Here is a 24,317-nt window from a genome sequence, read left to right as displayed (position 1 = left end):
TCATATTAGCGAACTAAAGGATTCGGAATTTTTTGTTTTAATGTGTTGGAGGTGCGGAAGAAACATGTTTATGTTTGAGAAACCATATGGTATGCGGGATTCATTACCTGGATTGTATGAGACGAAGAAAAAAGTGAGGCATTCCTTAACAGAGGTCATGACTGGTTGGGGTTTCCGTTTGATGGAGACACCAACGCTTGAATTTTACGATACAGTCGGTGTTCAATCGGCGATTACTGATACACAGCTTTTTAAGCTTCTTGATCAAAACGGGCAAACCCTTGTACTGAGACCTGATATGACAGGTCCGATTGCAAGGGTGGCGGCTTCTAAGCTTCATGAACAGGCGTATCCGCTTCGTGTTGGGTATGCAGCCAATGTGTTCCGCGCCCAGGAAAGAGAAGGCGGAAGGCCGTCAGAATTTGAGCAGGTCGGAATTGAATTGATTGGTGATGGTTCGATTAGTGCAGATGCTGAAGTCATCGCGCTTGCCGTATTTGCCTTAAAAAATGCCGGGCTAAGGTCCTTCAAAATCGCGATCGGGCATGTCGCTTTAGCAGAAACGTTATTTGTTGATGTACTTGGAAATACAGAGCGTGCAAACGTCCTTCGCCGCTTCTTATATGAAAAGAATTATGTGGGATACCGTCAGCATGTGAAACAATTACCGCTCTCCTCCATCGATAAAACGAGGCTGTTACAGCTTTTAGAGTTAAGAGGCGGCCAAGAGGTTATAGAGCGGGCAGAGGAAATCGTCGTTTCACAAGAAGGAAAAGAGGTGCTCGCACAGTTAAAGTCGCTTTGGGAGACACTTGAAGATTACGGCTGTACAGAATATATCCGTTTAGATTTAAGCATGGTGAGTCATATGAGCTATTATACGGGTATTTTGTTTGAAGTATTTGCAGATCATGTTGGGTCGGTCATTGGAAGCGGCGGGAGATATGATCAATTGCTTGCTCACTTTGATGCACCTGCGCCAGCTACAGGGTTCGGACTTCGACTAGACCGTCTTCTTGAAGCGCTCGATGCAAAAGAAATCATTGAGCCGCAGGAGGCTGTGATTTTTAGTAAAGAACAAAGACTGGAAGCCTTTGCTTTTGCAGAAAAGGAGCGGTCAAAAGGGAAAAAGATCGTTCTGCAAGACTTAGCGGGGATTGAAAATATTGACGCGATGACCAAGGCATTTGAACAGGTGACTTATTTTATCGGCGCTAGAAAGGAAGAGCGGAATGGGTAAAGTGTTGACGATGGCGATGCCAAAGGGCCGGATATTTGAAGAAGCAGCAGGGCTGTTAAGACAGGCGGGGTACCATCTGCCAGAGGAATTCGAGGATTCAAGAAAATTAATCATTGATGTACCAGAAGAAAACCTCCGCTTTATTTTAGCCAAGCCAATGGATGTGACCACCTACGTAGAGCACGGCGTGGCGGATGTTGGCATTGCAGGGAAGGATGTCATGCTCGAAGAAGCTCGTGATGTGTACGAAGTGCTCGATTTAAACATCAGTAAATGTCATTTAGCTGTTGCTGGATTGCCAGGAGCGAGCTGGGGTGGTGTCGCACCGCGTGTGGCAACAAAGTACCCCAATGTCGCATCATCCTATTTTAGAGAGCAAGGGGAGCAGGTGGAGATCATTAAGCTGAATGGTTCCATAGAATTAGCACCGCTCATTGGGCTTGCCGATCGCATTGTAGATATTGTCTCTACAGGTCAAACATTAAAAGAAAATGGACTTGTGGAAACGGAACATATTTGTGATATCACGTCACGTTTTATTGTCAATCCTGTGAGCTATAGGATGAAGGATACGGTGATCGATGAAATGGCGCAGCGTCTTGCAAGAATCATTGGAGAAGGGGAGGAATCATCATGAACATCACCTATCTACAAGAAGGTGAGACAGATACTCTCTCACTCAAACGGTCCTTAGATACAGGAACAGAAGAGCAGCGTCAGGCTGTTCAGCGCATTATAAAAGAAGTGAGAACAAATGGTGATGAAGCTGTACGGTCTTTTACAAAGCAATTTGACGGTGTGTTGATTGAAGATCCACTTGTCACAGAGGATGAAATGGCAAAAGCCTGTGACCGCTTGGACAAAGAGATGGTTCAGATTATTCAAACGGCTATCAAGCATATTCGCACATACCACGAGCGCCAGCTGACATCCTCTTGGTTTTATCACCAAAAGGACGGCTCAATGCTTGGACAAAAGGTAACACCGCTTGATGCAGTAGGTGTGTATGTCCCCGGCGGAACAGCTGCTTATCCATCATCTGTATTAATGAATGTGATTCCTGCGCTAGTCGCTGGCGTTGAACGAATCGTTCTTGTGACACCCCCTGGGAAAGATGGCCGTCTCTCAGACGCTGTACTGGCTGCGGCGAAGGAGCTTGGTATTTCTGAGATGTATAAAATGGGCGGGGCCCAGGCGGTTGCGGCACTTGCCTATGGAACGGAAAGCATCAAGCCTGTTGATAAAATCACTGGTCCAGGCAACATTTATGTCGCGCTGGCAAAGAGGGAAGTATTTGGTCAGGTAGACATTGATATGATCGCAGGTCCAAGTGAAATTGCAGTTCTAGCAGACGAAACAGCAGTCGCGCATGAGGTAGCGGCGGATTTACTTTCACAGGCAGAGCATGATGCGCTGGCATCTAGTATTTTGGTGACACCGTCTAAGACACTTGCTGAAAGTGTGCAGGCTGAAGTTCGAAAGCAGCTGGATACTTTGCCGAGAAAATCAATCGCAGCAAAATCTATACAAGATCATGGCCGTATTTACGTGACAGAATCAATCGAACGTGCAGTAGACGTCATCAATCAATTAGCACCAGAGCACTTAGAGGTGCTGACAGCATACCCAGAATCACTTCTTGGTCAAATCAAGCATGCTGGCGCAATTTTCTTGGGACGCTATAGTCCAGAGCCGGTGGGCGATTATTTTGCAGGGCCGAATCATGTGCTGCCAACAAACGGAACAGCTCGATTCTCCAGCCCGCTTGGTGTGACTGATTTTCAAAAGAAAACGAGCATTATTTCATATAGTCAAGAAGCCTTTGAAACACACCGGGAAAGCATTGCGGCTTTTGCCAGATTAGAAGGGCTTGAAGCACATGCAAGGTCGATTGAAGCGAGAAAGCGGGAGGAATCGTAATGAGACAGGCGAAAACAGCGAGAAAAACAAATGAAACGAACATTTCATTAGCGCTAGAAATTGATGGAGAAGGAAAAGCGGATATTCAAACAGATGTCCCTTTCATGACGCACATGCTTGATTTATTTACGAAGCATGGACACTTTAATTTGACCGTCGATGCGAAAGGAGATACGGATGTTGATGATCACCACACAACAGAAGATATCGGCATTGTACTTGGGCAAATGTTTAAGGAAGCGTTAGGCGATAAAAAAGGGATTAAGCGGTATGGCTCCAGCTTTGTTCCGATGGATGAAACACTTGCCCAGGTCGTGGTCGACTTAAGCAACCGTCCTCATTTGGAAATGAGAGCGGCTTTTCCGAGTCAAAAGGTTGGTACCTTTGATACAGAGCTAGTACATGAGTTTCTGTGGAAATTTGCACTTGAAGCCCGGATCAACCTTCATGTCATTGTTCACTACGGAACCAATACACATCATATAATTGAAGCCATTTTTAAAGCGATGGCACGTGCCTTAGATGAAGCAACAACCATTGATCCGCGAGTGAAAGGGATACCGTCAACAAAGGGGATGCTCTAATGATTGGAGTCATTGATTACGGAATGGGAAATTTGTTCAGCGTATCAAAAGCACTGGAACGAGCAGGTGCCCGCTATATCGTCTCCTCTGATGTGGAGGAGCTGAAAAAAGCAGATGCTTATATATTGCCCGGAGTAGGTTCGTTTCGTGATGCAATGCAGCTGTTAAAAGAGACTGGACTTGAGGCGTTTATTCACCAAGTTGTGCAGGAAGAAAAGCTGTTATTCGGCATTTGCCTTGGCATGCAGCTGTTATTTGAAGAAAGTGAAGAGGCAGGACACACAAAAGGATTGGGGCTGTTAAAAGGGCGTGTCGTTCTTTTAAAGGACCGTGATCAGGACGGGCAAAGGCTGAAGGTACCTCATATGGGCTGGAATGAGCTCACATTTCATCAGCCCTCCCCATTGTTTGACGGTGTACCAGAAGGATTTGCGTACTTTGTTCACTCTTATTATGTGAGCGATATGAATCCAGATGAGCAATTAGCAAGCGCGGACTATGGTGTTCAAGTACCAGCTGTTGTTGGCAAGGGAAATGTGCTTGGAGCACAGTTTCACCCTGAAAAAAGCAGTACAACGGGAATGGCGCTACTCAAACAATTTATTCAATTAGCAAACGAACAGAGGGTGAGCAAATGAGCGAGTTTATATTATATCCAGCGATTGATATGAGAAATGGCAAATGTGTACGTCTTGTGCAAGGAGATTATGATCAAGAAACCATTTATGGAGATTCACCGCTCGACATGGCCGCGCAATTTGCGAAGGATGGAGCAGCATGGATTCATCTTGTGGATCTAGATGGTGCAAAAGCAGGGAAACGTGTCAATCATGAGCATGTGCTGGCGATTGCTTCTTCTTTAGATGTGAAGGTACAAATCGGCGGCGGTATTCGGACAGAAGAAGACGTTGCCTTTTATTTAAAGAGCGGCGTAGATAGAGTGATTCTCGGCAGCTCAGCTGTTTCGAACCCAGCCTTTGTGAAAAAAATGCTGGCGCAATATGGAGAGAAAATCGCAATTGGGATTGATGCGCGAAACGGCTTTGTATCGACTGAAGGATGGCTTGAAACGTCTAAAGTGAAGGCAGAGGAACTCGGCAGGGAATTGGCAAAGGAAGGCGCAGAGGTCTTTATTTTCACCGATATTCAAATGGATGGCATGCTGTCTGGTCCCAATGTAGAAAGCACGGTTCGCTTAGCAGAAGCAACCGGCAAACAAGTGATTGCTTCAGGTGGTGTCAGCGCAGTAGCTGATCTTCAAAAGCTGTCAGCGCAAAAACAGTCTGGTGTGTCTGGTGCGATCGTTGGAAAGGCACTTTACACAAAGCAGTTTACTTTAGCAGAAGCATTTGAAGGGCTTGACCGCATATGATGACAAAACGAATCATTCCATGTCTTGATGTGAAGGAAGGGCGTGTTGTCAAAGGGGTGCGATTCCTTGGCTTAAAAGATGCTGGTGATCCGGTTGAATTGGCGCAGATCTATGATGAAGAAGGGGCGGATGAACTCGTCTTTCTTGATATTTCTGCTTCTCATGAAGGCCGGAAAACGATGGTGGATGTGGTCAAACAAGTCGCGTCTACGCTTGCGATACCATTTACGGTGGGTGGCGGGATTAACCACCTTGATGACATGAAGCGTATATTAAGAGCGGGTGCAGACAAAGTATCTGTCAACACAGCAGCTGTGTTAAGACCGGAACTGATTTCAGAAGGTGCTGACTTTTTTGGCTCCCAGTGTATCGTTGTTGCGATTGATGCAAAATACGATGAAGAGAAAAAAGCATACATGGTCTATACACACGGAGGACGCCGTCAAACAGATTTAGAGGTCAGCGACTGGGCGAAGGAAGCTGTGCAGAGAGGGGCAGGAGAGATTTTGCTGACAAGTATGGATGCTGATGGTGAAAAGACAGGCTTTGACCATCGATTGACAAAGCTTGTATCAGAGGCGGTCAATGTGCCAGTGATCGCTTCTGGCGGCGCTGGCAATGCTCAGCATATGCTCGAGGCCTTTACAAAAGGAGAAGCTGATGCAGCATTAGCAGCCTCCATTTTCCATTATAAAGAAACCTCCATTCAAGAGGTGAAGACATATTTGAGAGAATACGGGGTGAAGGTCAGATGAAACAGGCAAATGAATTAACCTTTAATGAAGCGGGCCTGATTCCGGCGATTGTACAGGATGCTCAAAGTAAGGAAGTATTGACGCTTGCATATATGAATCAAGAATCCTATGAAAAAACGCTGGAGACAGGTGAAACATGGTTTTATAGCCGGTCGAGAAACGAGCTTTGGCACAAAGGCGCCACCTCTGGACATACCCAGCAAGTGATTTCTATTCGATATGACTGTGACAAGGACGCTCTGCTTGTCCTTGTCGCGCCAAGCGGCCCAGCCTGCCATACTGGCAGCTATAGCTGTTTTTCGGAAGAAGGGGTAAAACGCCTGAGCGAAGAGCAGGAACGTTTTGCGATATTAAATGAACTTGAACAGGTCATTGCAAAGCGTCAGGCGGAAATGCCAGAAGGGGCTTATACAACCTATCTATTTGAAAAAGGGGTCGATAAAATCCTGAAAAAGGTAGGGGAAGAGGCGTCTGAGGTGATCATTGCAGCGAAAAACCGGGATCAAGAGGAATTGAAATGGGAAACTGCTGACCTCCTCTATCATCTTCTTGTATTATTACGTGAACAACAATTGCCGCTTGATGATGTATTAAAGGTATTAAAAAAACGTCATCAAGGTGAATGAAAAGCCGGGGGATATCCCAGGCTTTTTATTTTTAAATGAAAAACAAATCCTTCCTTTCCTTTTGTTCTATGTGACGACTGGTGAAGTATGTTATACTACACACGGTACACTGTTCGAAATGGAGGGTATCGGTGAGTAAATACACTTCTCAAAATAATCACACACAAGTCGTCCAGCTATTTCAAGATGGGCATTACTTTTTTCATAAAGGTCTTAAAGCATATAGAGAAAGAAATCTGTCTAGGGCAAGTAAGCTGATACAGCGGGCCATCGTACTTGAGCCTGAAAATGTAGAAATGCTGTCACAGCTTGCCATTATTTATACTGAAATGGGTCATTACCAGCAATCAAATGAACTGCTTGATTTCATCCTTGAACACATCGATGAAAACATGTCTGAGTGCCACTATTTTAAAGCCAATAATTATGCGAATCTCGGACTGTTTCAAGAGGCATATAAATCAGCTACTGCTTATGCCGCGCTGGAAGAGAACGGGGAATTTGCGGATGAAAATGACGACCTTCTTGACCTGCTCGATATGAGCGACGAAGAGGACGAAGATTTTCCTTATGATCAGGATGACCTGATTGTGAAGCAGGATCAAGCAAACCATTTGCTAGAAAGCGGCAGACTCGATGAAGCCATTGAGATGCTGGAACAGATGATTGTTGAGTATCCAGAATTTTGGTCGGCGTATAATAATCTCGCTTTGGCCTATTTTTATTCTGGCCGAATCCATCAGGCGAAAGAAATGTTGAACCGGGTCCTTCATGAAAATCCCGGTAATCTGCATGCCCTTTGCAATCAGCTAGTCTTCTACCATTATGAAAAAGAAGAAGAAAAGGTCAATGTGTTAGCAAAGCAATTAACGCACGTGTATCCAATACTAAGTGAACAGCGTTATAAGCTTGGTGCAACATTTGCCCTTGTGGGAGAATTTGAATGGGCCTTTAAATGGCTTTATTCTTTGTACAAAACAGGTTTTCAAGGAGATAGTACATTTTTATACTGGCTTGCAAGCGCAGCCTATCATACAGGCCACAAGACGCTCGCCCAAACGGTTTGGGATAAGATGGTCGAAGAGGATATCGATGCAGATGAAATCAAGCCGTGGCAGGATAAACCTGAGGTGACTGAGCCAATGGTCTCGATTGAGGAACGGCTGACTGCGTACTATGTCAGCAAACAAAAAGGGGAACGTGACGTGCTGCAGTCTGTCCTTGATGCACGCGCAGCGAAAACGGCCTTTGAACAGCAATTTATAGAACTGCTTTTGTATGAAGATGAAATGAAAGAAAAGTCTTTTTCAGAAGATGCAGTTTTTGCAAAACAGGCGGCATCCAGTTTAGAGGAAGCGGTTCAGCCTGACAGCCATATGCCTTATTTTTGGTTATTCCATATTATTCAGCAGGCACGTGCTTCTGGTATTGATAAGAAAAATGCGCCTGCCTGGGCAGCAGCATCTTATTATCTATGGATGAATGAACAAGAAGCAGCTGTCAGCAAAAAAGATGTTGCGTCGGCTTTTCAGATCAGTGTTCAAACACTGTCTAAATACGAACGAGAGATTTGTACGTTAATCGATTAAATAGGTAAATAGATTCAGAACATCCCAGCATGGCCGAAAAGGTCATGCTTTTTTCTTGGATAAAAAGGTGGGATTTGCAAGGAATTGGCGAAGTATGACAATCACGACATGTTTTTGAAACATAAATGTAATAAAAATATTAGCTCATTTTGTCGATGTCTCATGTATAATGAAAATCGTGGATTAAAACAAAGATAGATATTTAAATATTTTACTATACATAATGAAACACCTAGTGATGGAAACAATCTGGTCAACATCTGACTGAACAATCAGGAAGAAAGACATAGAGAGCACAGATTGATCGCAGAGAATTTGCTGCTTTCTAATGTCGCTTGGGAAATTGTCAAAGGAGGAACTATTCGTGAAAAAGTTTATTACTTTTGGTTTAGCTTCGGTGATCGGAGCGAGCGGTTTATTTATTCCATTTACGCATGAAGCAAACGCACAGAACTTTGAACAAAAGAAACAAGAACTAGACAGCAAGCAATCTGAGGTAAACAAGAACCTTCAAAAGAAAAAAGAAGAGCTTTCAAAGCTTGAAGCAAAACAAGAGGCACTTGCACAAAAGCTTAAAGATATTGACGAGAAAGCTTTAAAAACAAGTGATCAAATCGAAGAAAAACAAAAAGAAAATGAAAAAACAAAAAAAGAAATCAAAGCACTGAAAAAAGAAATTGCTGATACAGAAAAACGTATTGAAGAAAGAAACGAGTTCTTGAAAAAGCGTGTACGTGCTATTCAAGAGAGCGGCGGTTCTACGAAATACATAGATGTATTACTAGGAGCAAAAAGCTTTAGCGATTTCATCAGCCGTGCAGGTGCAGTATCTACACTGATCAATGCAGACAGTGAAATCATTAAAGAGCAGGAAAAAGACAAAGCTGAGCTTCAAAAGTCTGAAAACGAATTAAACACAAAGCTTGAGAATGTGCAAAACACACTTGCAAAGCTTGAAACACTTCAATCAGACTTGAATAAACAGCTTGATGAAAAAGACAAGCTATTCAAGCAAGTGAAAAAGCAAAAAGGAAGTGCGTTTTCTGAAATCAGCGAGTTAAACAGTGAGGCTAACAGCATTGCATCTGAAAAAGACGCAACAGTAGCTGCACAAAAACAAGCTGAAAAAGAAGCAAGAGAAGCAGCTCAAAAAGCAAAAGAAGAAAAAGCGCAAAGACAACAGCAGCAGCGTCAAGCTAGTGTTCAAGCGGAAGACAACAGCTCAAATAACGATAGCAGCCCGTCTTCAAGTAACAGTGGATCATCTTCTAATGACAACAATAACAGCAACAGCAGTGGACCAAGCAAGAAGCCATCTTCTGGCGGTGGATCACCTGTCAGCAGTAACGTAGGCGGAATTGAAGGTGCGATCAGCACAGGTTCTACGATTGTTGGACAATCTCCATATAAATGGGGCGGCGGCAGATCACAAGCCGATATTGACGCACGTCGTTTTGACTGTTCTTCATTCGTTCGCTGGGCATTTGCATCAGCAGGCATCAACCTTGGACCAGTTGGCGGTACAACAACAGATACGCTTGTAGGTAAAGGAAGAGCTGTAAGTGCATCTGAAATGAAACGCGGAGACCTTGTGTTCTTTGATACGTATAAAGTAAATGGACACGTTGGTATTTACTTAGGAAACGGTTCATTCTTGAACGATAACAGCTCTCGCGGTGTTTCAGTTGACTCAATGAACAACGTATATTGGAAAAAAGCTTTCAATGGCGTTGTAAGAAGAGTCGTTGAATAAATCATTACTTTTTATATAACCGTAAACAGGCTTCCTTAAACAGCAGTTTAAGGAAGCTTTTTCTTTTTTTGAAGATATGAGCAAATGATTCGCTTATTCCCCGCAGATTTAATAGGATATGGGTAAGGAATAAAAGCTAAGAGTGGAAATGATGCTCTCTGTCATGAATGGAAGCATCACCCAAGGGCATTCTAATAAGAAATGCGAGCAGCAATTGAAGAGGGAGTGACAGTTGTGTCAGAAGAAAAAATCTACGATACGATCATCATTGGAGCGGGTCCTGCCGGAATGACAGCCGCTGTTTATACATCACGGGGAAATCTTTCAACATTAATGATTGAAAGAGGAATTCCAGGCGGACAAATGGCGAATACGGAAGATGTCGAGAACTATCCTGGCTTTGAAAGTATTTTAGGGCCGGAACTTTCAAATAAAATGTTTGAGCATGCGAAGAAATTCGGTGCAGAGTATGCATATGGCGATATTAAAGAAATCGTGAACGGTGAAGAATACAAAATCGTCAAAGCCGGCTCAAAAGAATATAAAGGACGCTCTGTCATTATCGCGGCAGGGGCTGAATACAAAAAAATCGGTGCACCAGGTGAAAAAGAACTTGGCGGCCGCGGCGTATCATATTGTGCAGTATGTGACGGGGCTTTCTTTAAAAACAAAGAGCTTGTCGTCATCGGCGGCGGTGATTCTGCGGTAGAAGAGGGGGTGTATCTCACACGCTTCGCTTCTAAAGTAACGATTATCCATAGACGCGATAAACTTCGTGCACAAAGCATTTTACAAGCACGCGCCTTTGATAATGAAAAAATTGACTTCAAGTGGAACAAAACCGTCAAACAGATCAATGAAGAAAACGGGAAAGTCGGCAGTGTGACATTGGTTGATACGGTGACTGGTGAAGAAGAAGACTTTAAAACAGACGGTGCCTTTATCTATATCGGCATGCTGCCACTGTCTAAACCATTTGAAAATCTCGGCATTACAAATAAAGAAGGCTACATCGAGACAAACGAAAGAATGGAAACAAGAGTGGAAGGTATTTTCGCCGCTGGTGACATTCGAGAAAAAACACTTCGTCAAATTGTGACAGCAACAGGTGACGGAAGTATTGCAGCACAAAGCGCACAGCATTATGTAGAAGAGCTTGCTGAAAAACTCAAAGCAACGAAATAAAAGGCTGTCGTAAATCCTTAATATAGCGTCATGGGCTTTTAACTGGAATGTAACACGGGTGAAATAATTTTCAGTTATGATGAAACTAGTAATTGACCCCCTTTTATAAGGAATACATGTTTGGCACGGATGTGAATCCGTGTCCTTTTTTTTGCCTAAAATCAGAAATTCACGAGATGTTCACAAATGACGCATGGAGAACCATTAGATGCTGTAAAATAAAGAGTAGAGAAATTGCCCGTTACACGATTCAAACGAAAACCGGTCTGTTTTCGGGGAAGAACGGGCATGTTCATTGTGGGAGTCAGGTTGAACCTGTATAATAAGTTAAAGACATAAAAGAGTAGGTGACAGCTGATGCAACGAGTAACGAATTGTGTGCTGCATCACGAAGATCAAGTTCTCTTGCTGCAAAAGCCAAGACGGGGCTGGTGGGTAGCACCGGGCGGCAAAATGGAAAGCGGAGAATCGGTCAAGGATTCAGTCGTTCGAGAATATAGAGAAGAAACAGGTATTTATATTTTAAATCCGCAGCTGAAAGGTGTTTTTACCTTTATCATAAAAGAAGGCGATCAAATCGTTCAAGAGTGGATGATGTTCACCTTTATGGCAGATTCATTTACCGGAAAAAACGTAACAGAGTCAGAGGAAGGTATTTTAAAGTGGCATGACGTAAAGGATGTGCCTGATTTGCCGATGGCCCCAGGAGATTCCCATATTCTTGATTTCATGCTTAAAGGAAAAGGACTTCTGCACGGCACTTTTACGTATACACCCGATTTTGAGCTGATTGCTTATCGGTTAGATCCTCAGGGAGAATAATACATGAACCGTTTTCATAAAGAAGGAGAGGAAGCAGGCATGAATACACACAAACAAGAAGATATTCAGCTTGTGATTATTACAGGAATGTCAGGTGCGGGGAAAACCGTCGCCATTCAAAGCTTTGAAGATTTAGGCTACTTTTGTGTTGATAACCTGCCGCCATCACTTTTACCGAAGTTCTTAGAGCTCATGAAGGAATCGAATTCCAAGATGAGCAAGGTCGCTCTTGTGATGGATTTGCGTGGACGCGAATTTTTTGACAGTTTAATTGCCGCGTTAGATGAAATGAGTGATCTTGACTGGATCACGCCAAGGATTCTATTTTTAGATGCAAATGATAAGGTACTTGTCTCAAGATACAAAGAAACGAGACGTTCGCATCCCCTTGCGACAACAGGTTTGCCGCTTGAAGGAATTGCAATGGAGCGCGAGCTGTTAGAGGAGTTAAAAGGCCGGTCTCAAATGATTTTTGATACATCGGATTTAAAACCAAAACAGCTGCGAGAAAAAATTGTCACGCACTTTGCCACGAATCAAGGGCAGGTGTTTACAGTAAACGTGATGTCCTTTGGCTTTAAATACGGTCTGCCGATTGATGCTGATCTTGTCTTTGACGTGAGATTCCTGCCGAATCCTTACTATATTGAGAGCATGCGTCCACAGACTGGAAACGATGAAGAAGTGCGCTCCTATGTGATGAAATGGACTGAAACACAAAAATTCACAGAGAAATTAATCGATCTCCTCAGCTTTATGCTTCCGTCCTATAAACGAGAAGGAAAAAGCCAGCTTGTGATTGCCATCGGCTGTACAGGCGGACAGCATCGATCTGTGACGCTGGCCAACTATTTATCGGAGTATTTTAAAAACGATTACTATACACATGTCACTCACCGGGACATTGAAAAGAGAAGCAGAAAATAGATGACGACACTACCAAAGGTGGTCATTCTTGGCGGCGGCACTGGCTTATCTGTTTTGCTCAGAGGGCTTAAAACGAAGCCGGTGGACATTACCGCTATAGTAACGGTTGCTGATGACGGAGGCAGCTCAGGCAGACTGCGGCATGATTTGAATATTCCCCCTCCAGGTGATATTCGAAATGTCCTTGCGGCTCTCTCTGATGTTGAACCGCTTGTAGAAGATTTATTTCAGCACCGTTTTAACAAAGGGAATGACTTAACAGGCCACTCACTCGGCAACCTCATTCTTGCGGCCATGACAAATATAACCGGTGATTTTTTTCATGCCGTCACTGAAATGAGCAAGGTTTTAAATGTGAGAGGAAAAGTATTGCCAGCAGCAAATTCAAGTGTTGTTCTTCATGCGGAATTAGAAAATGGGCAAATGGTGACAGGAGAATCGAAAATTCCTACCTATGGTAAGCGAATTAAACGAGTGTTCCTCACACCCGATACGATTGAACCGCTGCCAGAATCCATTCAAGTCATTCGTGAGGCGGACTTAATCGTCATTGGGCCTGGCAGCCTGTATACGAGTATTTTGCCAAACTTGCTTGTCCCGCATATTGGAGAAGAAGTGATTCGCTCTAAGGCGAAAAAAGTGTATATATGCAATGTCATGACGCAGCCGGGGGAAACGCTTTCCTACAGTGCAGCTGATCATGTGCAGGCATTAAATGATCATATGGATCGTCCATTTATCGATACGATTTTTGTGAACAATAAAGAAATTCCAGAAGAAATCAAAGCAAAATATGCAGAAGAACAGGCACAGCCTGTCCAATTCGACACAGATGCACTAAAAGCAATGGGACTAGAAGTGATTCCTGGAGAAATCATTACATATGACCAGCATGTCATTCGTCATGACACGCTGAAAGTAGCCTCGCTGCTTGTCGATCTGCTGCAACAGAAAAAATAGGAATGGGGGTGGCAAGGATGTCATTTGCATCCGAAACAAAAAAAGAGCTGACTAATCTGGACGTGAAGGACTGCTGCACAAAAGCAGAGCTTTCTGCCCTCATCCGTATGAACGGTTCATTATCTTTCTCTAATCGAAAATTGATTTTAGATATACAGACAGAGAACGCAGCCATTGCAAGACGGATTTATACGCTGCTCAAAAAGAAATACGATGTGACAGTCGAACTGCTCGTCCGTAAAAAAATGAGATTGAAAAAGAATAACGTGTATATTGTCAGACTGGTAGAACGAGCGAAAACCATTTTAGAGGATTTAAAAATATTAGGTGAGCAATTTGTATTTGAGCGCAATATTTCAGAAGAACTTGTGAAGAAAAGATGCTGCAAGCGCTCCTATATGAGAGGTGCTTTTTTAGCAGGCGGTTCTGTGAATAACCCAGAAACGTCCTCCTATCACCTTGAAATTTTTTCACTATATAAAGAACATAATGATGCCCTTTGTGAGCTGATGAATCAATTTCATCTCAATAGTAAAACACTTGAGCGCAAAAAAGGGTACATTACGTACATGAAGGAAGCAGAAAAAATCACGGAATTCTTAAGCGTTGTGGGTGCTCATAACTCACTGCTTCGCTTTGAAGATGTGCGGATCGTCCGAGATATGAGGAACTCCGTCAACCGGCTCGTCAATTGTGAAACAGCAAACTTGAATAAAACGATAGGTGCATCACTGCGTCAGGTCGAGAACATTCAATTCATTGATGAAAAAATTGGGCTTGATGCCCTGCCGGAAAAGCTTCGTGAAATTGCCAAACTGCGAGTCGACTATCAAGAGGTCACGCTGAAGGAACTTGGAGAAATGGTGGAAAGCGGCAAGATCAGCAAGTCAGGGATTAACCACCGTTTAAGAAAGCTAGATCAAATCGCAGAACAATTACGAAACGGACAAGCTGTTACACTCAAATAGGAGAATGAAAAAGGGAGGCAGATCATATGGTGGAAAAAACGGTCACCATCCAGCTGAAAACAGGCTTGCAGGCACGTCCAGCTGCTTTGTTCGTACAAGAAGCCAATCGCTTTGGTGCTGATATTTTTCTAGAGAAAGATGGGAAAAAAGTCAATGCGAAAAGCATTATGGGTCTCATGAGTCTTGCGATCAGCTCTGGGGTTACTGTCACACTGATTGCAGATGGTGCAGATGAACAAGAAGCCATTGAGGCGTTAACAGATTTTATTAATCAAGAAAACTGAGTCTCTTCAAAGGCTCAGTTTTTTTAGGAGGGAATGTCATGATTCAATCAGCTTTTTTACAGAAGGTCGGATATGAAGGCAAGTCCATCACCTTTAAAGACTTACCTGTATTATTAAAAAAAATGGCCTATACCTTTCCGTTCGAAAATAGATCTGTTTTGAACAAACAATCCTACGCTTTGAATCAAGAAGGGTTGAAGCAGCATCTTCTTGAAGAAAACAGAGGAGGTCTTTGTTACGATCTCAATCCTCTCTTATACTATGTGTTAAAAGAGGCAGGGCTCTCTGTACAGCTTCTTCAAGGCACAGTGTATAACAAAGAAGCGGGTACGTGGGCAATTGATGGCACGCACGTAGCCATCATGTTGAAGCATCACAACGAACACTTCCTCATTGATGCGGGGTTTGGTGTGAATTTACCTCTTCAGCCTGTGCCTTTTACAGGAGATTGGGTGGAAGGAGCGTCAATGCGGTTTCGCGTCAAAGCTGAGGAAACCGAAAAAGGGACACATCTGCTCCAATTAGATAAGGGAGATGGCGCTGAAACAGGCTATGCTTTCACATTGAACGAGGTGGACGAGGCTGTATTGGCCCAAATGAGACACGAGATTTATGAAAATGAATCCTCTCCATTTAACAAAAGACCGCTTGCGTCAAAGCTCACGCCAACAGGACGTGTGATCGTTACTGAGGATCATGTCACCACACATGAACATGAAGAAGTGTCGAAAAAGCCGCTGCTGATTCCTTTTGAGGATTACGTGAAAAAGCTTATACCGTAAACCACCATACGAAAAGACAGCCCCAGATCAAATAGGGCTGTCTTTTTTATTGATTATCGAATACGGGTGAAAGTCGCATAATGGTCTGTTGTTTTGTAAATGAGCCAGTCGCTTGAATACACAAGACGGTCTGCATTGCGGAAGCCTGAAACGTAGTTGATGTCTGCCTCACGCCATGTTCGGCCGCTTGCTGAAGGAAGACGTCCCTCCCGGTTTGAGAAAATATCTCCACCAATGCTTTTACCTGGCGCCACCTCGGCTAGATTTCCCTTAGATGCCACCCATCCGAGAGCACTTGCTTGTGATTTCGTAATGTAGTTATCAGGCAGTCGTTTGTAGCGAATTAAATAATCTGCTACACCATCAAACGTATTAATGACGGCAAGGGTACGCACATCTGGCGTGAGCTGAATAGAAGCAGTTTCAGCTGTGGCTGTTGGTGTAAGAGGTGTTTCTGCATGAGCTTGCTGCGGGACAAATCCAGAAAACAGAATAGCAGCGATCAGAGCGAACATAGTAAAAACCGTACTCAATCTTTTCATCTTCATCCTCCTATTAAGGAAATCGGATGCCGTCCTCTTGATGCTTGTCTAGCTCATATTATAGCACCCGAACATGAAGGAAATGTAAAGAATCAGGATCTTTGCTAAAATGAGTCTTTTCTCCTGATGTCTCCTAAAGAAATAAATAAAAAGACGCAGTTTCTGCGTCTTTCAGCGTGTAGACAAACCCTCGCATTCTTTGTCAGTCCTGCGCGCTGGTGCTCACGAATGTCAAATTCGCTCCGCAAAAGTAGCCGTCCTTCCTAGACTGCAAAGGTTTTCTATCACGCTGAAAAGAAGACAAAGAGCTAAAATAAAGATCATTTTAGCCCTTTGTCAACAATCTGAAAGACGCAGTTTCTGCGTCTTTGCTGTTCAAGATGAAGCAAGCTCCTTCACAACATCAACAGGCGCCTTCCCATCTATTCCATGAATCACATTATGAATGGCTCGTTTCAGCATGAGATCCCTTGTTGTTTCAGTAGCGGAACCGATGTGAGGAGCTAGGGTGACATTGTTCATCTCTTTGAAAGGATGATCCTCTTGAAGCGGTTCCTGCTCATACACATCAAGACCAGCGCCTTTGATCCATCCCTCCTGAAGTGCTTGAATGAGGCTTTTTTCATCCACTGTTTTCCCGCGGGAAATGTTTACAAATAAAGCCGTTTGCTTCATTAACTTCAATTCTCGTTCCCCAATCATATGATATGTTTCCTCGGTCAGCGGTGTAATCAACACGATGATATCAGCTTGTTTTAAAAGATCATCAAGTGCACAATAGACAGCGCCATACGCCGATTCAGCCTTTTCATTCCGGCTTCGGTTATGATAAAGAACGTTCATATCAAAACCATGTGCTGCCCGTTTGGCCACTTGTTCTCCGATACGTCCCATGCCAATAATACCGAGCGTTTGGTGATGTACGTCGATGCCAAAGATCTCTTCTTCCTGTACGAATTTCGTCCATTTTCCTTCACGGATAAAACGGTCAAGCTCGGCGATTCTTCGCGCAGAGGAGAGAATGAGCGAAAAGGCAAGGTCAGCCACGGTATGATCGAGCGTATAAGGAGTGTGCGTACCAATCACGCCTCTTTGCCTCATCGCTTCTATATCAAAATTGTCATAGCCGACAGAGTTATTGCTCACCACCTTGAGTTTTGGTGCGTGATCTAACAGCTCTTGATCGATTTTTGTTCCAGACGTTAAAAGACCATCAGCGTGCTGCAGCTTCTCAAACAAAATGTCTCTTGGAATAGGGTCTTTGGATTGCCAAACCTCGTATGTACAATGTTCCTTTAGCATTTCCTCAAAAGAGGCAGGCAAGGGTTTGGCGACAAAAATGTGTGGTGTCACAGTCAATTCGCTCCTTTCACATGGTCATCTTACTCCTTTTATTATAAAGCAACCATTTCGGCAGAACACGTTTGAATGTTAGCAGCTCAATATTTAATATACTGAAATAACGGTAAAGAAAGACATTTTCTTAGTGAAAAAGTAGATTCATATGCCATCTGATGCATTTTTTATCTATATAAAAATAAGCTGATAGTAGATGAGACATGTGAAATTGCAAGATTTTACGAGAGATTATCTGACAAACTGGAAAAAAGATCGAGACTTTTTGATAGAAAATTTATTATATTTGAAATGTATTAAACGGGATGGTCATTTTCTACTAAACCATTTTATTGTCTTTTGGTGTGATGAGAACAATAGATTGAAACCAAACCCGTGAAGCCGTTGGGATGCAGCGTAAAATAGAGAAAATGATGATATTTCTTCTCATCGTTTTCTCATTTTTTTCTTTTTTTTCTATCATTTTTCTTCTCTATTCTTGAGAACACAAGAAAGAAAAGGAGGACAGGCACGAGCTTACGTTACTTAAAAAAGATGGGAGATGGCAAAATGGAGTCAAAATTAGAACAGATTCTTCAGCACAATTCAGAGTTTGTGAATGAGAAACATTATGAGCCTTACAAAGCGGGGAAATTTCCTGAGAAAAAACTGGTTATTTTAACGTGCATGGATACCCGTCTTTTGGAATTATTGCCGCAATCTATGGGGCTGCGCAACGGGGATGCAAAAATCATTAAGAATGCAGGCGCCATCGTGACACATCCGTTCGGCAGTGTGATGCGGAGTATCCTGCTAGCCATCTATGAACTAAAGGCAGAGGAAGTATGCATTGTAGGGCATCATGAATGCGGAATGGCAGGTCTTGCGGCGGACCCTTTACTTGAAAAGGCGAAAGCACGCGGAATCGAAGAGAAATGCTTAAGCATTGTGAAAAACTCAGGAGTTGATTTAAAGGGCTGGCTGACAGGCTTTGATTCAGTTGAAGAAAGCGTGGCCCAAAGTGTGAAATTAGTGAAAGAGCATCCACTGATGCCAAGTGATGTGGCAGTTCATGGACTGGTGATTCACCCAGCGACAGGAAAGCTGGATGTCGTAGTGAAAGACAAACAAATTGACCCACAGTATACCTAAATCATCTACACATACTTGAAGGAGGCCAACACATACCATGCGTTTTTATGGAAGATTTGAAGGGTACAATTCATCAAAGTTTAGACGCGATTTAATCGCTGGGCTTGTCGTGGGCGTTGTGGCAATTCCTTTAGGCATGGCATTTGCCATTGCATCTGGTGTCGGACCAGAATATGGATTATACACAGTCATCGTTGCCGGCATTTTGATTTCATTGTTTGGTGGTTCAAAGTATCAGATCGGCGGGCCGACCGGGGCGTTTGTTCCAATTTTATTCGGGATCGTCAGCCAGTACGGTATTGAAAACTTGCTCATTGCCGGTTTTATGGCAGGCTGTATGCTTGTATTATTCGGAATATTCAAACTAGGAAGGCTCATGAAATTTATTCCTCGTCCGGTTATCATCGGTTTTACTGCTGGCATTGCTGTCATTATTTTTTCAGGACAGATTGCCAACTTCCTCGGATTAAAGGGTGTTGAAAAACATGAAAGCTTTTTCCTCAATATGAGAGAAATCGTGGTCCATCTTGGTACCACAAACAGTCTCGCCATTATCACAGCCGTCATCGGGCTCATCGTGATTTTGGCGGCACAAAAATACATTCCCAAAATACCTGGTGCTCTATTAGGTTTATTGGCTTCTACGTTTCTCGCCGTTCTCTTTTTTCAAGGACAAGTTGAAACGATTGGCTCTGCATATGGTGAAATCCCTCGTCAGCTGCCAACCTTCGCTTTTCCTGAATTGACGATTGAAAAAATGATATACCTCCTGCCTCCAGCAATTGTCATTGCGCTTTTAGGCGGCGTGGAATCGATTTTGTCCGCAATGGTCGCTGATAATATGAAAGGCTCTAAGCATGACAGCAATAAAGAGCTTGTGGGGCAAGGAATTGCCAATATGGCGGCACCGCTTTTCGGAGGAATTCCAGCGACGGGAGCTATTGCACGAACGGCAACGAACATAAAAAATGGCGGGGCAAGTCCGATTTCTGGTGTTGTGCATGGCGTTGTCGTCTTGCTGATCTTAATGGTATTTGCGCCGTATGCGTCGATGATTCCACTTGCTGCAATGGCACCGATTTTAATGTTTGTTGCTTGGAATATGAGTGAGAGAAAAGAGTTTATCAATATTTTGAAAGTGAAAAATGCTGATTCGCTTGTACTGGTCGTGACCTTCCTGCTCACAGTGATTGGTGATTTGATTATTGGCGTCACTGCTGGTCTCATTTTAGCGTTTATCGCCTTTATCAAAAAAATGAGCCAGACGACCAATATCCATACAAATGTCGCCGTTCCTCAAATGGAAACAGCAGCTGCTTTAGAAAAACAGACAGAGGAGAAAGGGATCAGTATGTATTCCATTGAAGGGCCGCTCTTTTTCGGAACAACAGATTCATTGGAAAATTCGATATTGGACCATGTTCAAACAAAACCGAAAACGCTCATTCTGCTTATGAATAAAGTCAATTATATGGACACATCGGCAGAAGCGGTTCTCATGAATATCTCCAATCGGTTAAAGCATCATAATGGAAAGCTGATGATCGTTGGACTTCAATCACAGCCTAAGGAGCTTTTGCATCGAACAGGTCTATTCCATCATATCGGAAAGCAGCATTTCTTTGAACGAACGGATGACATCTCACCACAGCATCTTTAAGGCGTAAAAAAACACGTGACAGATTGGTCACGTGTTTTTTACTGGCTCTTTTTCTCCAGAAAAGCGTTTGTTGAGTTTTTGTTGATGAGCGCTGAAGACCTCTTCTACTGTGACATCATATTGATCTGCTAAAATGAGGAGATTTGCTAAAACATCTCCCATTTCTTCAATGAGTTCTTTCTTTAGCTCAGATAATTCCTGTCTCTGCTCATCAGGCCGGTCTCGTCCGATTTCTATTGCTCTAACAGCGCGAGCGAGTTCTCCCGTTTCTTCCATTAAGAAGCCTAACCGGATAAACGGTCCGTATTCTGTCCAATTTCTCGTTTGATAAAAGTCCTTGATCCACTTCTCCATCTCAGTTGTTTGCATTCTCTCTATACAGCTCCTTATATGGTGTTCACTCTTTTGATTTTACACTATATATAGAAGAAACGGCTGTTTCTTTACAAATCATTATAGTAGAATGAGTGGGTGAAGAAATCATAGAGAGAGATGGGGCTGTTTTGATGAAAACGATTTGTGTGTTTGCTGGTTCGAATCCAGGTGTAAATGATGTCTACAAACAAAAGGCTGTAGAGCTGGGTGCTTATATGGCGAAGCAGGGCATTCGTCTTGTTTACGGAGGATCGCGTATTGGGTTAATGGGCGCGATTGCCGATGAGGTCATGAGACATGGCGGGCAAGTGATCGGGGTCATGCCTAAGGGACTTTTTAGAGGAGAAGTCGTGCATCAAGAGCTGACAGAGCTAATTGAGGTAACAGGCATGCATGAACGAAAAGCGAAAATGAGCGAGCTGGCAGATGGGTTTATTGCGATGCCAGGCGGCTTTGGTACATATGAAGAATTATTTGAGGTGCTGTGCTGGGCACAAATCGGCATCCATCAAAAGCCGATTGGATTGTATCAAGTGAATGACTACTTCAATCCGCTCATAGACATGGTGAAATTCAGTGTACAGGAAGGTTTTTCGAATGAATCACACCTTCAATTGTTACATGCTTCGAGTGAACCGGAGGAATTAATTACGCAGATGGCTTCTTATCAAACACCGTCTCTTCAGCAGAAATGGACGGAGCTGTCTTAAAGTATGATGAAAACAAAAAACCGTCTGTTCAGGAACAGACGGTTTGTGTTGTGATCATTATTTTTGGTCTTCTGTATTACGGGTCAAGACTTTGTCAATGAGTCCGTATTGAAGTGCTTCTTCCGCTGTTTTGAAGTTGTCACGATCTGTATCGCGCTCAATGACTTCAATTGGCTGACCAGTACGTTCAGCAAGTACTTGGTTCAGTTTATCGCGTAAAGAAAGGATTCGTTTTGCCGCAATTTCAATTTCAGTTGCTTGACCTTGGGCACCGCCTAGTGGTTGGTGAATCATGACTTCACTGTTTGGAAGAGCATAACGCTTACCTTTTTCACCAGCAGCAAGTAGGAACGCACCCATAGATGCAGCCATACCAATACAAATAGTTGATACCTTTGGTTTAATAAATTGCATCGTATCGTAAATGGCCATACCAGCTGTGATTGAACCGCCAGGGCTGTTAATGTAGATAGAAATATCTTTTTCTGGATCTTCAGCTTCTAAGAAAAGCAGCTGTGACACGATGGAGTTGGCAACATTGTCATCGATCGCAGAACCAAGCATGATAATACGGTCTTTTAAAAGACGAGAATAAATGTCGTAAGCTCTTTCCCCACGATTTGTTTGCTCAATGACTGTAGGTATTAAATTCATAATGTTCCTCCTTCACCTTTTAGGTAAGTATGTAATTCAATGATACATTTTTGGTCAATAAAGGTCAAACAAAACGCTGACCTAAATTCAAATACCCCTATCCATTTTCCCCAAAATCATTCCACTTCAAACCATCATATTAGTGTATGAATACAAAGTAAGAAAATACATCATCATGACGAATGATTAATCATTGCTTTCTTGCAGCATTTCCCTTATAATTTGATATGCTGACGTTCAAAAAACATATCGTGCGCTCGTAGCTCAGTTGGATAGAGCGGTGGTTTCCGGTACCACGTCTGCCGGGGGTTCGAATCCCTCCGAGCGCGTACTTGACCTTGCTTACGATGATAAAGGTCTTTCATGAACCCCTCTTCATATGGAGAGGGGTTTTTGTGTGCTCAATCGGATTGATCGTTCTCTTCTAATAAAGCTAGGGTAAGCAAGTGAAAAAATGATCTGGTTGCAACACAGCAACATCTATCAGAATATAATAAAATAACCCCCACTCTTAACATAAGAGTGGGGGTTACTGCTTTAGAATAAAGGGTTATCTGCCTTTCTGGCCTTTCCTGTAAATAGCCGCAGGTATAATTGTAAGAAGAACAATGATAAATCCAATCACGGATACAGTATTTTTTATTGTATTGTCATTCACAGTGAAGTTTGTCACGATCATTGCCGCTAGACAAAGAATGATAATTAAATAACTGTATTTCTCCAAGACTTTCACAAAATATCCCCTCCAATATGAAGCTGAAAATAATATTATGACTAATTATACAAAAATATTGGATGTTTGCTCGTGAGAAGGTGTTATGTTCATGTCCCTCCATGAAATACTGGACGTAAGACTCATTTCTTCCCTTTTCAGGCGTATTTGTTGAGCCAGCTTGCTGTATATGATTAACATGGAAGGGAATTGACAATGAGGAGGAATTTCTTGTGGCGAAGATTTTATTGATTACGTTTCCAGCTGAAGGACATGTGAATCCTATGTTAGGAATGATTAAATCATGGGCGGATCGAGGCGATGAAGTGCATGCGGTCACAACTGTACATTATGAGGAACGAATCAAACGCTTAGGCGCTCACGTACATATACATCCAGACTATATTCGGACATTACATGTGGAAGAAGGAGATTTAGATTCCATGCAGCCGTTCTTTCATGCCATGCTGCAAACATCATATGATATTTTAGAGGTGGTGGAAACACTTTCCGAGAAGCATTCATTTGATTTGGTTTACTTTGATATGTTTGGGGCAGGGGAGCTTGTTCGAGATTACTTGCACATTCCGAGCATTGGTTCCAACCCATCTTTTGTGCTGCAAGAGGCGCATTTTGATACACCGCTATACAGAAAGGATGAGAAAGCCGATCATCTGTTAGAAAAAATACAAGAGCGTTTTGGCGTTCAGCCAACGCGTTTGATGCAATTTATGAAAAACCGTGGAGAACTGAATATCGTCTATACAAGTGAATATTTCCAGCCTTCTGTTGATTCATTAAACGATTCGTTTGTTTTCATTGGACCGAGCTTTCTAAAAAGAGCCGACCAGCATGATTTCCCGCTGGAAGCACTTGAGCAAGAAAAAGTCGTTTTTATTTCCATGGGCACCGTTCTTGGGGATACAGAAGCATTTTTTAATATGTGTATAGATGCTTTCGAAGACTTTGACGGAAAAGTGATTATCGCAACAGGTGAAAAAGTAAATCGTTCTCTCTTAAAAGAGGCGCCTGCTCATTTTCTGATTGAGCCTTATGTGCCGCAGCTTGAAGTGCTCGAACTGACAGATGTATTTGTAACGCACGGCGGGATGAATAGTGTCAATGAAGGGATTCATTACCACGTTCCGATGGTCGTCATTCCAGTCGATAAAGATCAGCCGATGGTGGCACAAAGACTGACCGAATTATCTGCTGCCTGTACACTTGATAAAGATCAGCTGACACCAAAGCAGCTAAGAGAAACTGTTGAGAAGGTTTTAGGCAGTGACACGTACCGTGCGGGGATTGAGAAAATTGAAGAAAGCTTCCAAGCAGCAGGTGGAACAGAAAAAGCATTAAAGGTGATTGACCAATTTATACAAGCGAAACAGACTCAATCATGAGTCTGTT

General features: G+C 43.0%; 26 protein-coding genes and 1 tRNA gene. 22 read left to right on the top strand and 5 right to left on the bottom strand.

Annotated elements, in window-relative coordinates; translation table 11 throughout:
• Positions 1-64: 64 nt before the first annotated feature.
• The 17 genes from MHI23_RS16105 (at position 65) to MHI23_RS16025 (ending at position 15,767) form a co-directional block, all read left to right on the top strand.
• Positions 65-1,240 (top strand): ATP phosphoribosyltransferase regulatory subunit, encoded by a 1,176-nt coding sequence (locus MHI23_RS16105; RefSeq protein ID WP_044334248.1) that lies wholly within the window; start codon positions 65-67, stop codon positions 1,238-1,240.
• On the top strand, positions 1,233-1,877 hold the full coding sequence (gene hisG / locus MHI23_RS16100; protein ID WP_268422774.1) for an ATP phosphoribosyltransferase: 645 nt from the start codon (positions 1,233-1,235) through the stop codon (positions 1,875-1,877). The genes MHI23_RS16105 and hisG overlap by 8 nt, the downstream gene beginning before the upstream one ends.
• On the top strand, positions 1,874-3,160 hold the full coding sequence (gene hisD, locus MHI23_RS16095) for a histidinol dehydrogenase (protein WP_135031263.1): 1,287 nt from the start codon (positions 1,874-1,876) through the stop codon (positions 3,158-3,160). Before hisG ends, hisD begins: the two co-directional genes overlap by 4 nt.
• The gene (gene hisB / locus MHI23_RS16090; RefSeq protein ID WP_034623804.1) at positions 3,160-3,744 is read left to right on the top strand and encodes an imidazoleglycerol-phosphate dehydratase HisB; all 585 of its coding nucleotides are present in this window, start codon (positions 3,160-3,162) and stop codon (positions 3,742-3,744) included. The genes hisD and hisB overlap by 1 nt, the downstream gene beginning before the upstream one ends.
• A complete protein-coding gene (hisH, locus tag MHI23_RS16085; RefSeq protein WP_111926786.1) occupies positions 3,744-4,382 on the top strand; it encodes an imidazole glycerol phosphate synthase subunit HisH in 639 nt (212 codons plus the stop codon). Before hisB ends, hisH begins: the two co-directional genes overlap by 1 nt.
• Positions 4,379-5,116 carry a 1-(5-phosphoribosyl)-5-[(5-phosphoribosylamino)methylideneamino]imidazole-4-carboxamide isomerase gene (gene hisA / locus MHI23_RS16080; protein ID WP_034623806.1) on the top strand — a complete coding sequence of 246 codons (738 nt, stop codon included), beginning with the start codon at positions 4,379-4,381 and terminating at the stop codon, positions 5,114-5,116. Before hisH ends, hisA begins: the two co-directional genes overlap by 4 nt.
• A complete protein-coding gene (gene hisF, locus MHI23_RS16075; protein ID WP_342492094.1) occupies positions 5,113-5,871 on the top strand; it encodes an imidazole glycerol phosphate synthase subunit HisF in 759 nt (252 codons plus the stop codon). The genes hisA and hisF overlap by 4 nt, the downstream gene beginning before the upstream one ends.
• Positions 5,868-6,497: a bifunctional phosphoribosyl-AMP cyclohydrolase/phosphoribosyl-ATP diphosphatase HisIE gene (gene hisIE / locus MHI23_RS16070; RefSeq protein ID WP_024423556.1), complete on the top strand. Its 630-nt coding sequence runs from the start codon at positions 5,868-5,870 to the stop codon at positions 6,495-6,497. Before hisF ends, hisIE begins: the two co-directional genes overlap by 4 nt.
• Positions 6,498-6,628: 131 nt before the next feature.
• On the top strand, positions 6,629-8,086 hold the full coding sequence (locus tag MHI23_RS16065; protein ID WP_024423555.1) for a tetratricopeptide repeat protein: 1,458 nt from the start codon (positions 6,629-6,631) through the stop codon (positions 8,084-8,086).
• Between the two features lie 364 nt (positions 8,087-8,450).
• Positions 8,451-9,839 (top strand): NlpC/P60 family protein, encoded by a 1,389-nt coding sequence (locus MHI23_RS16060; protein ID WP_342492093.1) that lies wholly within the window; start codon positions 8,451-8,453, stop codon positions 9,837-9,839.
• Between the two features lie 234 nt (positions 9,840-10,073).
• Positions 10,074-11,024, top strand: coding sequence for a thioredoxin-disulfide reductase (gene trxB / locus MHI23_RS16055; RefSeq protein WP_024427675.1), 951 nt, complete (start codon positions 10,074-10,076; stop codon positions 11,022-11,024).
• A gap of 357 nt (positions 11,025-11,381) precedes the next feature.
• Entirely contained in the window at positions 11,382-11,846 is a 465-nt protein-coding gene (locus MHI23_RS16050; RefSeq protein WP_151862865.1) for an 8-oxo-dGTP diphosphatase, read from the top strand.
• Between the two features lie 39 nt (positions 11,847-11,885).
• A complete protein-coding gene (rapZ, locus tag MHI23_RS16045) occupies positions 11,886-12,773 on the top strand; it encodes an RNase adapter RapZ (protein ID WP_024423552.1) in 888 nt (295 codons plus the stop codon).
• The gene (locus MHI23_RS16040) at positions 12,774-13,733 is read left to right on the top strand and encodes a YvcK family protein (RefSeq protein ID WP_024427676.1); all 960 of its coding nucleotides are present in this window, start codon (positions 12,774-12,776) and stop codon (positions 13,731-13,733) included.
• Between the two features lie 17 nt (positions 13,734-13,750).
• Entirely contained in the window at positions 13,751-14,701 is a 951-nt protein-coding gene (gene whiA, locus MHI23_RS16035; RefSeq protein ID WP_024423550.1) for a DNA-binding protein WhiA, read from the top strand.
• A gap of 26 nt (positions 14,702-14,727) precedes the next feature.
• On the top strand, positions 14,728-14,985 hold the full coding sequence (locus tag MHI23_RS16030; RefSeq protein ID WP_024423549.1) for an HPr family phosphocarrier protein: 258 nt from the start codon (positions 14,728-14,730) through the stop codon (positions 14,983-14,985).
• 38 nt (positions 14,986-15,023) lie between these two features.
• Positions 15,024-15,767, top strand: a complete 744-nt coding sequence (locus tag MHI23_RS16025; RefSeq protein WP_076840107.1) for an arylamine N-acetyltransferase — start codon at positions 15,024-15,026, stop codon at positions 15,765-15,767.
• 53 nt (positions 15,768-15,820) lie between these two features.
• On the opposite strand, the gene MHI23_RS16020 is transcribed toward MHI23_RS16025, so the two are convergent.
• Both MHI23_RS16020 and MHI23_RS16015 read right to left on the bottom strand, forming a co-directional pair.
• Positions 15,821-16,309, bottom strand: coding sequence for a ribonuclease (locus tag MHI23_RS16020; protein WP_262089686.1), 489 nt, complete (start codon positions 16,307-16,309; stop codon positions 15,821-15,823).
• Positions 16,310-16,684: 375 nt separating this feature from the next.
• Positions 16,685-17,662 (bottom strand): D-glycerate dehydrogenase, encoded by a 978-nt coding sequence (locus MHI23_RS16015; RefSeq protein ID WP_075621725.1) that lies wholly within the window; start codon positions 17,660-17,662, stop codon positions 16,685-16,687.
• A gap of 552 nt (positions 17,663-18,214) precedes the next feature.
• On the opposite strand from MHI23_RS16015, the gene MHI23_RS16010 reads away from it, so the two are divergent.
• Positions 18,215-18,796: a carbonic anhydrase gene (locus MHI23_RS16010; protein WP_342492092.1), complete on the top strand. Its 582-nt coding sequence runs from the start codon at positions 18,215-18,217 to the stop codon at positions 18,794-18,796.
• A gap of 37 nt (positions 18,797-18,833) precedes the next feature.
• Entirely contained in the window at positions 18,834-20,456 is a 1,623-nt protein-coding gene (locus MHI23_RS16005) for a SulP family inorganic anion transporter (protein ID WP_208946347.1), read from the top strand.
• Positions 20,457-20,483: 27 nt separating this feature from the next.
• Here the strand turns inward: MHI23_RS16005 and MHI23_RS16000 are convergent, their stop codons facing one another.
• Positions 20,484-20,825 (bottom strand): MazG-like family protein, encoded by a 342-nt coding sequence (locus tag MHI23_RS16000; RefSeq protein WP_098677524.1) that lies wholly within the window; start codon positions 20,823-20,825, stop codon positions 20,484-20,486.
• Positions 20,826-20,962: 137 nt separating this feature from the next.
• Here MHI23_RS16000 and MHI23_RS15995 point away from each other — a divergent pair, with 137 nt between their 5' ends.
• Positions 20,963-21,541 carry a TIGR00730 family Rossman fold protein gene (locus MHI23_RS15995; RefSeq protein WP_041107909.1) on the top strand — a complete coding sequence of 193 codons (579 nt, stop codon included), beginning with the start codon at positions 20,963-20,965 and terminating at the stop codon, positions 21,539-21,541.
• Positions 21,542-21,598: 57 nt separating this feature from the next.
• Here MHI23_RS15995 and clpP read toward each other — a convergent pair whose 3' ends face one another.
• Positions 21,599-22,195: an ATP-dependent Clp endopeptidase proteolytic subunit ClpP gene (clpP, locus tag MHI23_RS15990; protein WP_024427684.1), complete on the bottom strand. Its 597-nt coding sequence runs from the start codon at positions 22,193-22,195 to the stop codon at positions 21,599-21,601.
• A 253-nt stretch (positions 22,196-22,448) separates the two neighbouring features.
• On the opposite strand from clpP, the gene MHI23_RS15985 reads away from it, so the two are divergent.
• A tRNA-Arg gene (locus MHI23_RS15985) sits at positions 22,449-22,524 on the top strand.
• 221 nt (positions 22,525-22,745) lie between these two features.
• On the opposite strand, the gene MHI23_RS15980 is transcribed toward MHI23_RS15985, so the two are convergent.
• Positions 22,746-22,928: a hypothetical protein gene (locus tag MHI23_RS15980; RefSeq protein ID WP_012011344.1), complete on the bottom strand. Its 183-nt coding sequence runs from the start codon at positions 22,926-22,928 to the stop codon at positions 22,746-22,748.
• A 212-nt stretch (positions 22,929-23,140) separates the two neighbouring features.
• On the opposite strand from MHI23_RS15980, the gene MHI23_RS15975 reads away from it, so the two are divergent.
• Positions 23,141-24,310 carry a macrolide family glycosyltransferase gene (locus MHI23_RS15975; protein ID WP_342492091.1) on the top strand — a complete coding sequence of 390 codons (1,170 nt, stop codon included), beginning with the start codon at positions 23,141-23,143 and terminating at the stop codon, positions 24,308-24,310.
• The last annotated feature ends 7 nt before the right edge of the window (positions 24,311-24,317 follow it).

The sequence above is a fragment of the Bacillus sp. FSL M7-0003 genome, from assembly GCF_038628485.1.
Lineage (GTDB): Bacteria > Bacillota > Bacilli > Bacillales > Bacillaceae > Bacillus > Bacillus safensis.
This window is presented reverse-complemented; position numbering and strand designations above follow the sequence as displayed.

What these genes read in the sequence shown, in the direction of transcription:
- MHI23_RS16105 (WP_044334248.1), top strand. Translation starts at nt 65, where the DNA reads ATGTTTATGTTTGAGAAACCATATGGTATGCGGGATTCATTACCTGGA.
- hisG (WP_268422774.1), top strand. Translation starts at nt 1,233, where the DNA reads ATGGGTAAAGTGTTGACGATGGCGATGCCAAAGGGCCGGATATTTGAA.
- hisD (WP_135031263.1), top strand. Translation starts at nt 1,874, where the DNA reads ATGAACATCACCTATCTACAAGAAGGTGAGACAGATACTCTCTCACTC.
- hisB (WP_034623804.1), top strand. Translation starts at nt 3,160, where the DNA reads ATGAGACAGGCGAAAACAGCGAGAAAAACAAATGAAACGAACATTTCA.
- hisH (WP_111926786.1), top strand. Translation starts at nt 3,744, where the DNA reads ATGATTGGAGTCATTGATTACGGAATGGGAAATTTGTTCAGCGTATCA.
- hisA (WP_034623806.1), top strand. Translation starts at nt 4,379, where the DNA reads ATGAGCGAGTTTATATTATATCCAGCGATTGATATGAGAAATGGCAAA.
- hisF (WP_342492094.1), top strand. Translation starts at nt 5,113, where the DNA reads ATGATGACAAAACGAATCATTCCATGTCTTGATGTGAAGGAAGGGCGT.
- hisIE (WP_024423556.1), top strand. Translation starts at nt 5,868, where the DNA reads ATGAAACAGGCAAATGAATTAACCTTTAATGAAGCGGGCCTGATTCCG.
- MHI23_RS16050 (WP_151862865.1), top strand. Translation starts at nt 11,382, where the DNA reads ATGCAACGAGTAACGAATTGTGTGCTGCATCACGAAGATCAAGTTCTC.
- rapZ (WP_024423552.1), top strand. Translation starts at nt 11,886, where the DNA reads ATGAATACACACAAACAAGAAGATATTCAGCTTGTGATTATTACAGGA.
- MHI23_RS16040 (WP_024427676.1), top strand. Translation starts at nt 12,774, where the DNA reads ATGACGACACTACCAAAGGTGGTCATTCTTGGCGGCGGCACTGGCTTA.
- whiA (WP_024423550.1), top strand. Translation starts at nt 13,751, where the DNA reads ATGTCATTTGCATCCGAAACAAAAAAAGAGCTGACTAATCTGGACGTG.
- MHI23_RS16030 (WP_024423549.1), top strand. Translation starts at nt 14,728, where the DNA reads ATGGTGGAAAAAACGGTCACCATCCAGCTGAAAACAGGCTTGCAGGCA.
- MHI23_RS16025 (WP_076840107.1), top strand. Translation starts at nt 15,024, where the DNA reads ATGATTCAATCAGCTTTTTTACAGAAGGTCGGATATGAAGGCAAGTCC.
- MHI23_RS16020 (WP_262089686.1), bottom strand. Translation starts at nt 16,309, where the DNA reads ATGAAAAGATTGAGTACGGTTTTTACTATGTTCGCTCTGATCGCTGCT.
- MHI23_RS16010 (WP_342492092.1), top strand. Translation starts at nt 18,215, where the DNA reads ATGGAGTCAAAATTAGAACAGATTCTTCAGCACAATTCAGAGTTTGTG.
- MHI23_RS16005 (WP_208946347.1), top strand. Translation starts at nt 18,834, where the DNA reads ATGCGTTTTTATGGAAGATTTGAAGGGTACAATTCATCAAAGTTTAGA.
- MHI23_RS16000 (WP_098677524.1), bottom strand. Translation starts at nt 20,825, where the DNA reads ATGCAAACAACTGAGATGGAGAAGTGGATCAAGGACTTTTATCAAACG.
- MHI23_RS15995 (WP_041107909.1), top strand. Translation starts at nt 20,963, where the DNA reads ATGAAAACGATTTGTGTGTTTGCTGGTTCGAATCCAGGTGTAAATGAT.
- clpP (WP_024427684.1), bottom strand. Translation starts at nt 22,195, where the DNA reads ATGAATTTAATACCTACAGTCATTGAGCAAACAAATCGTGGGGAAAGA.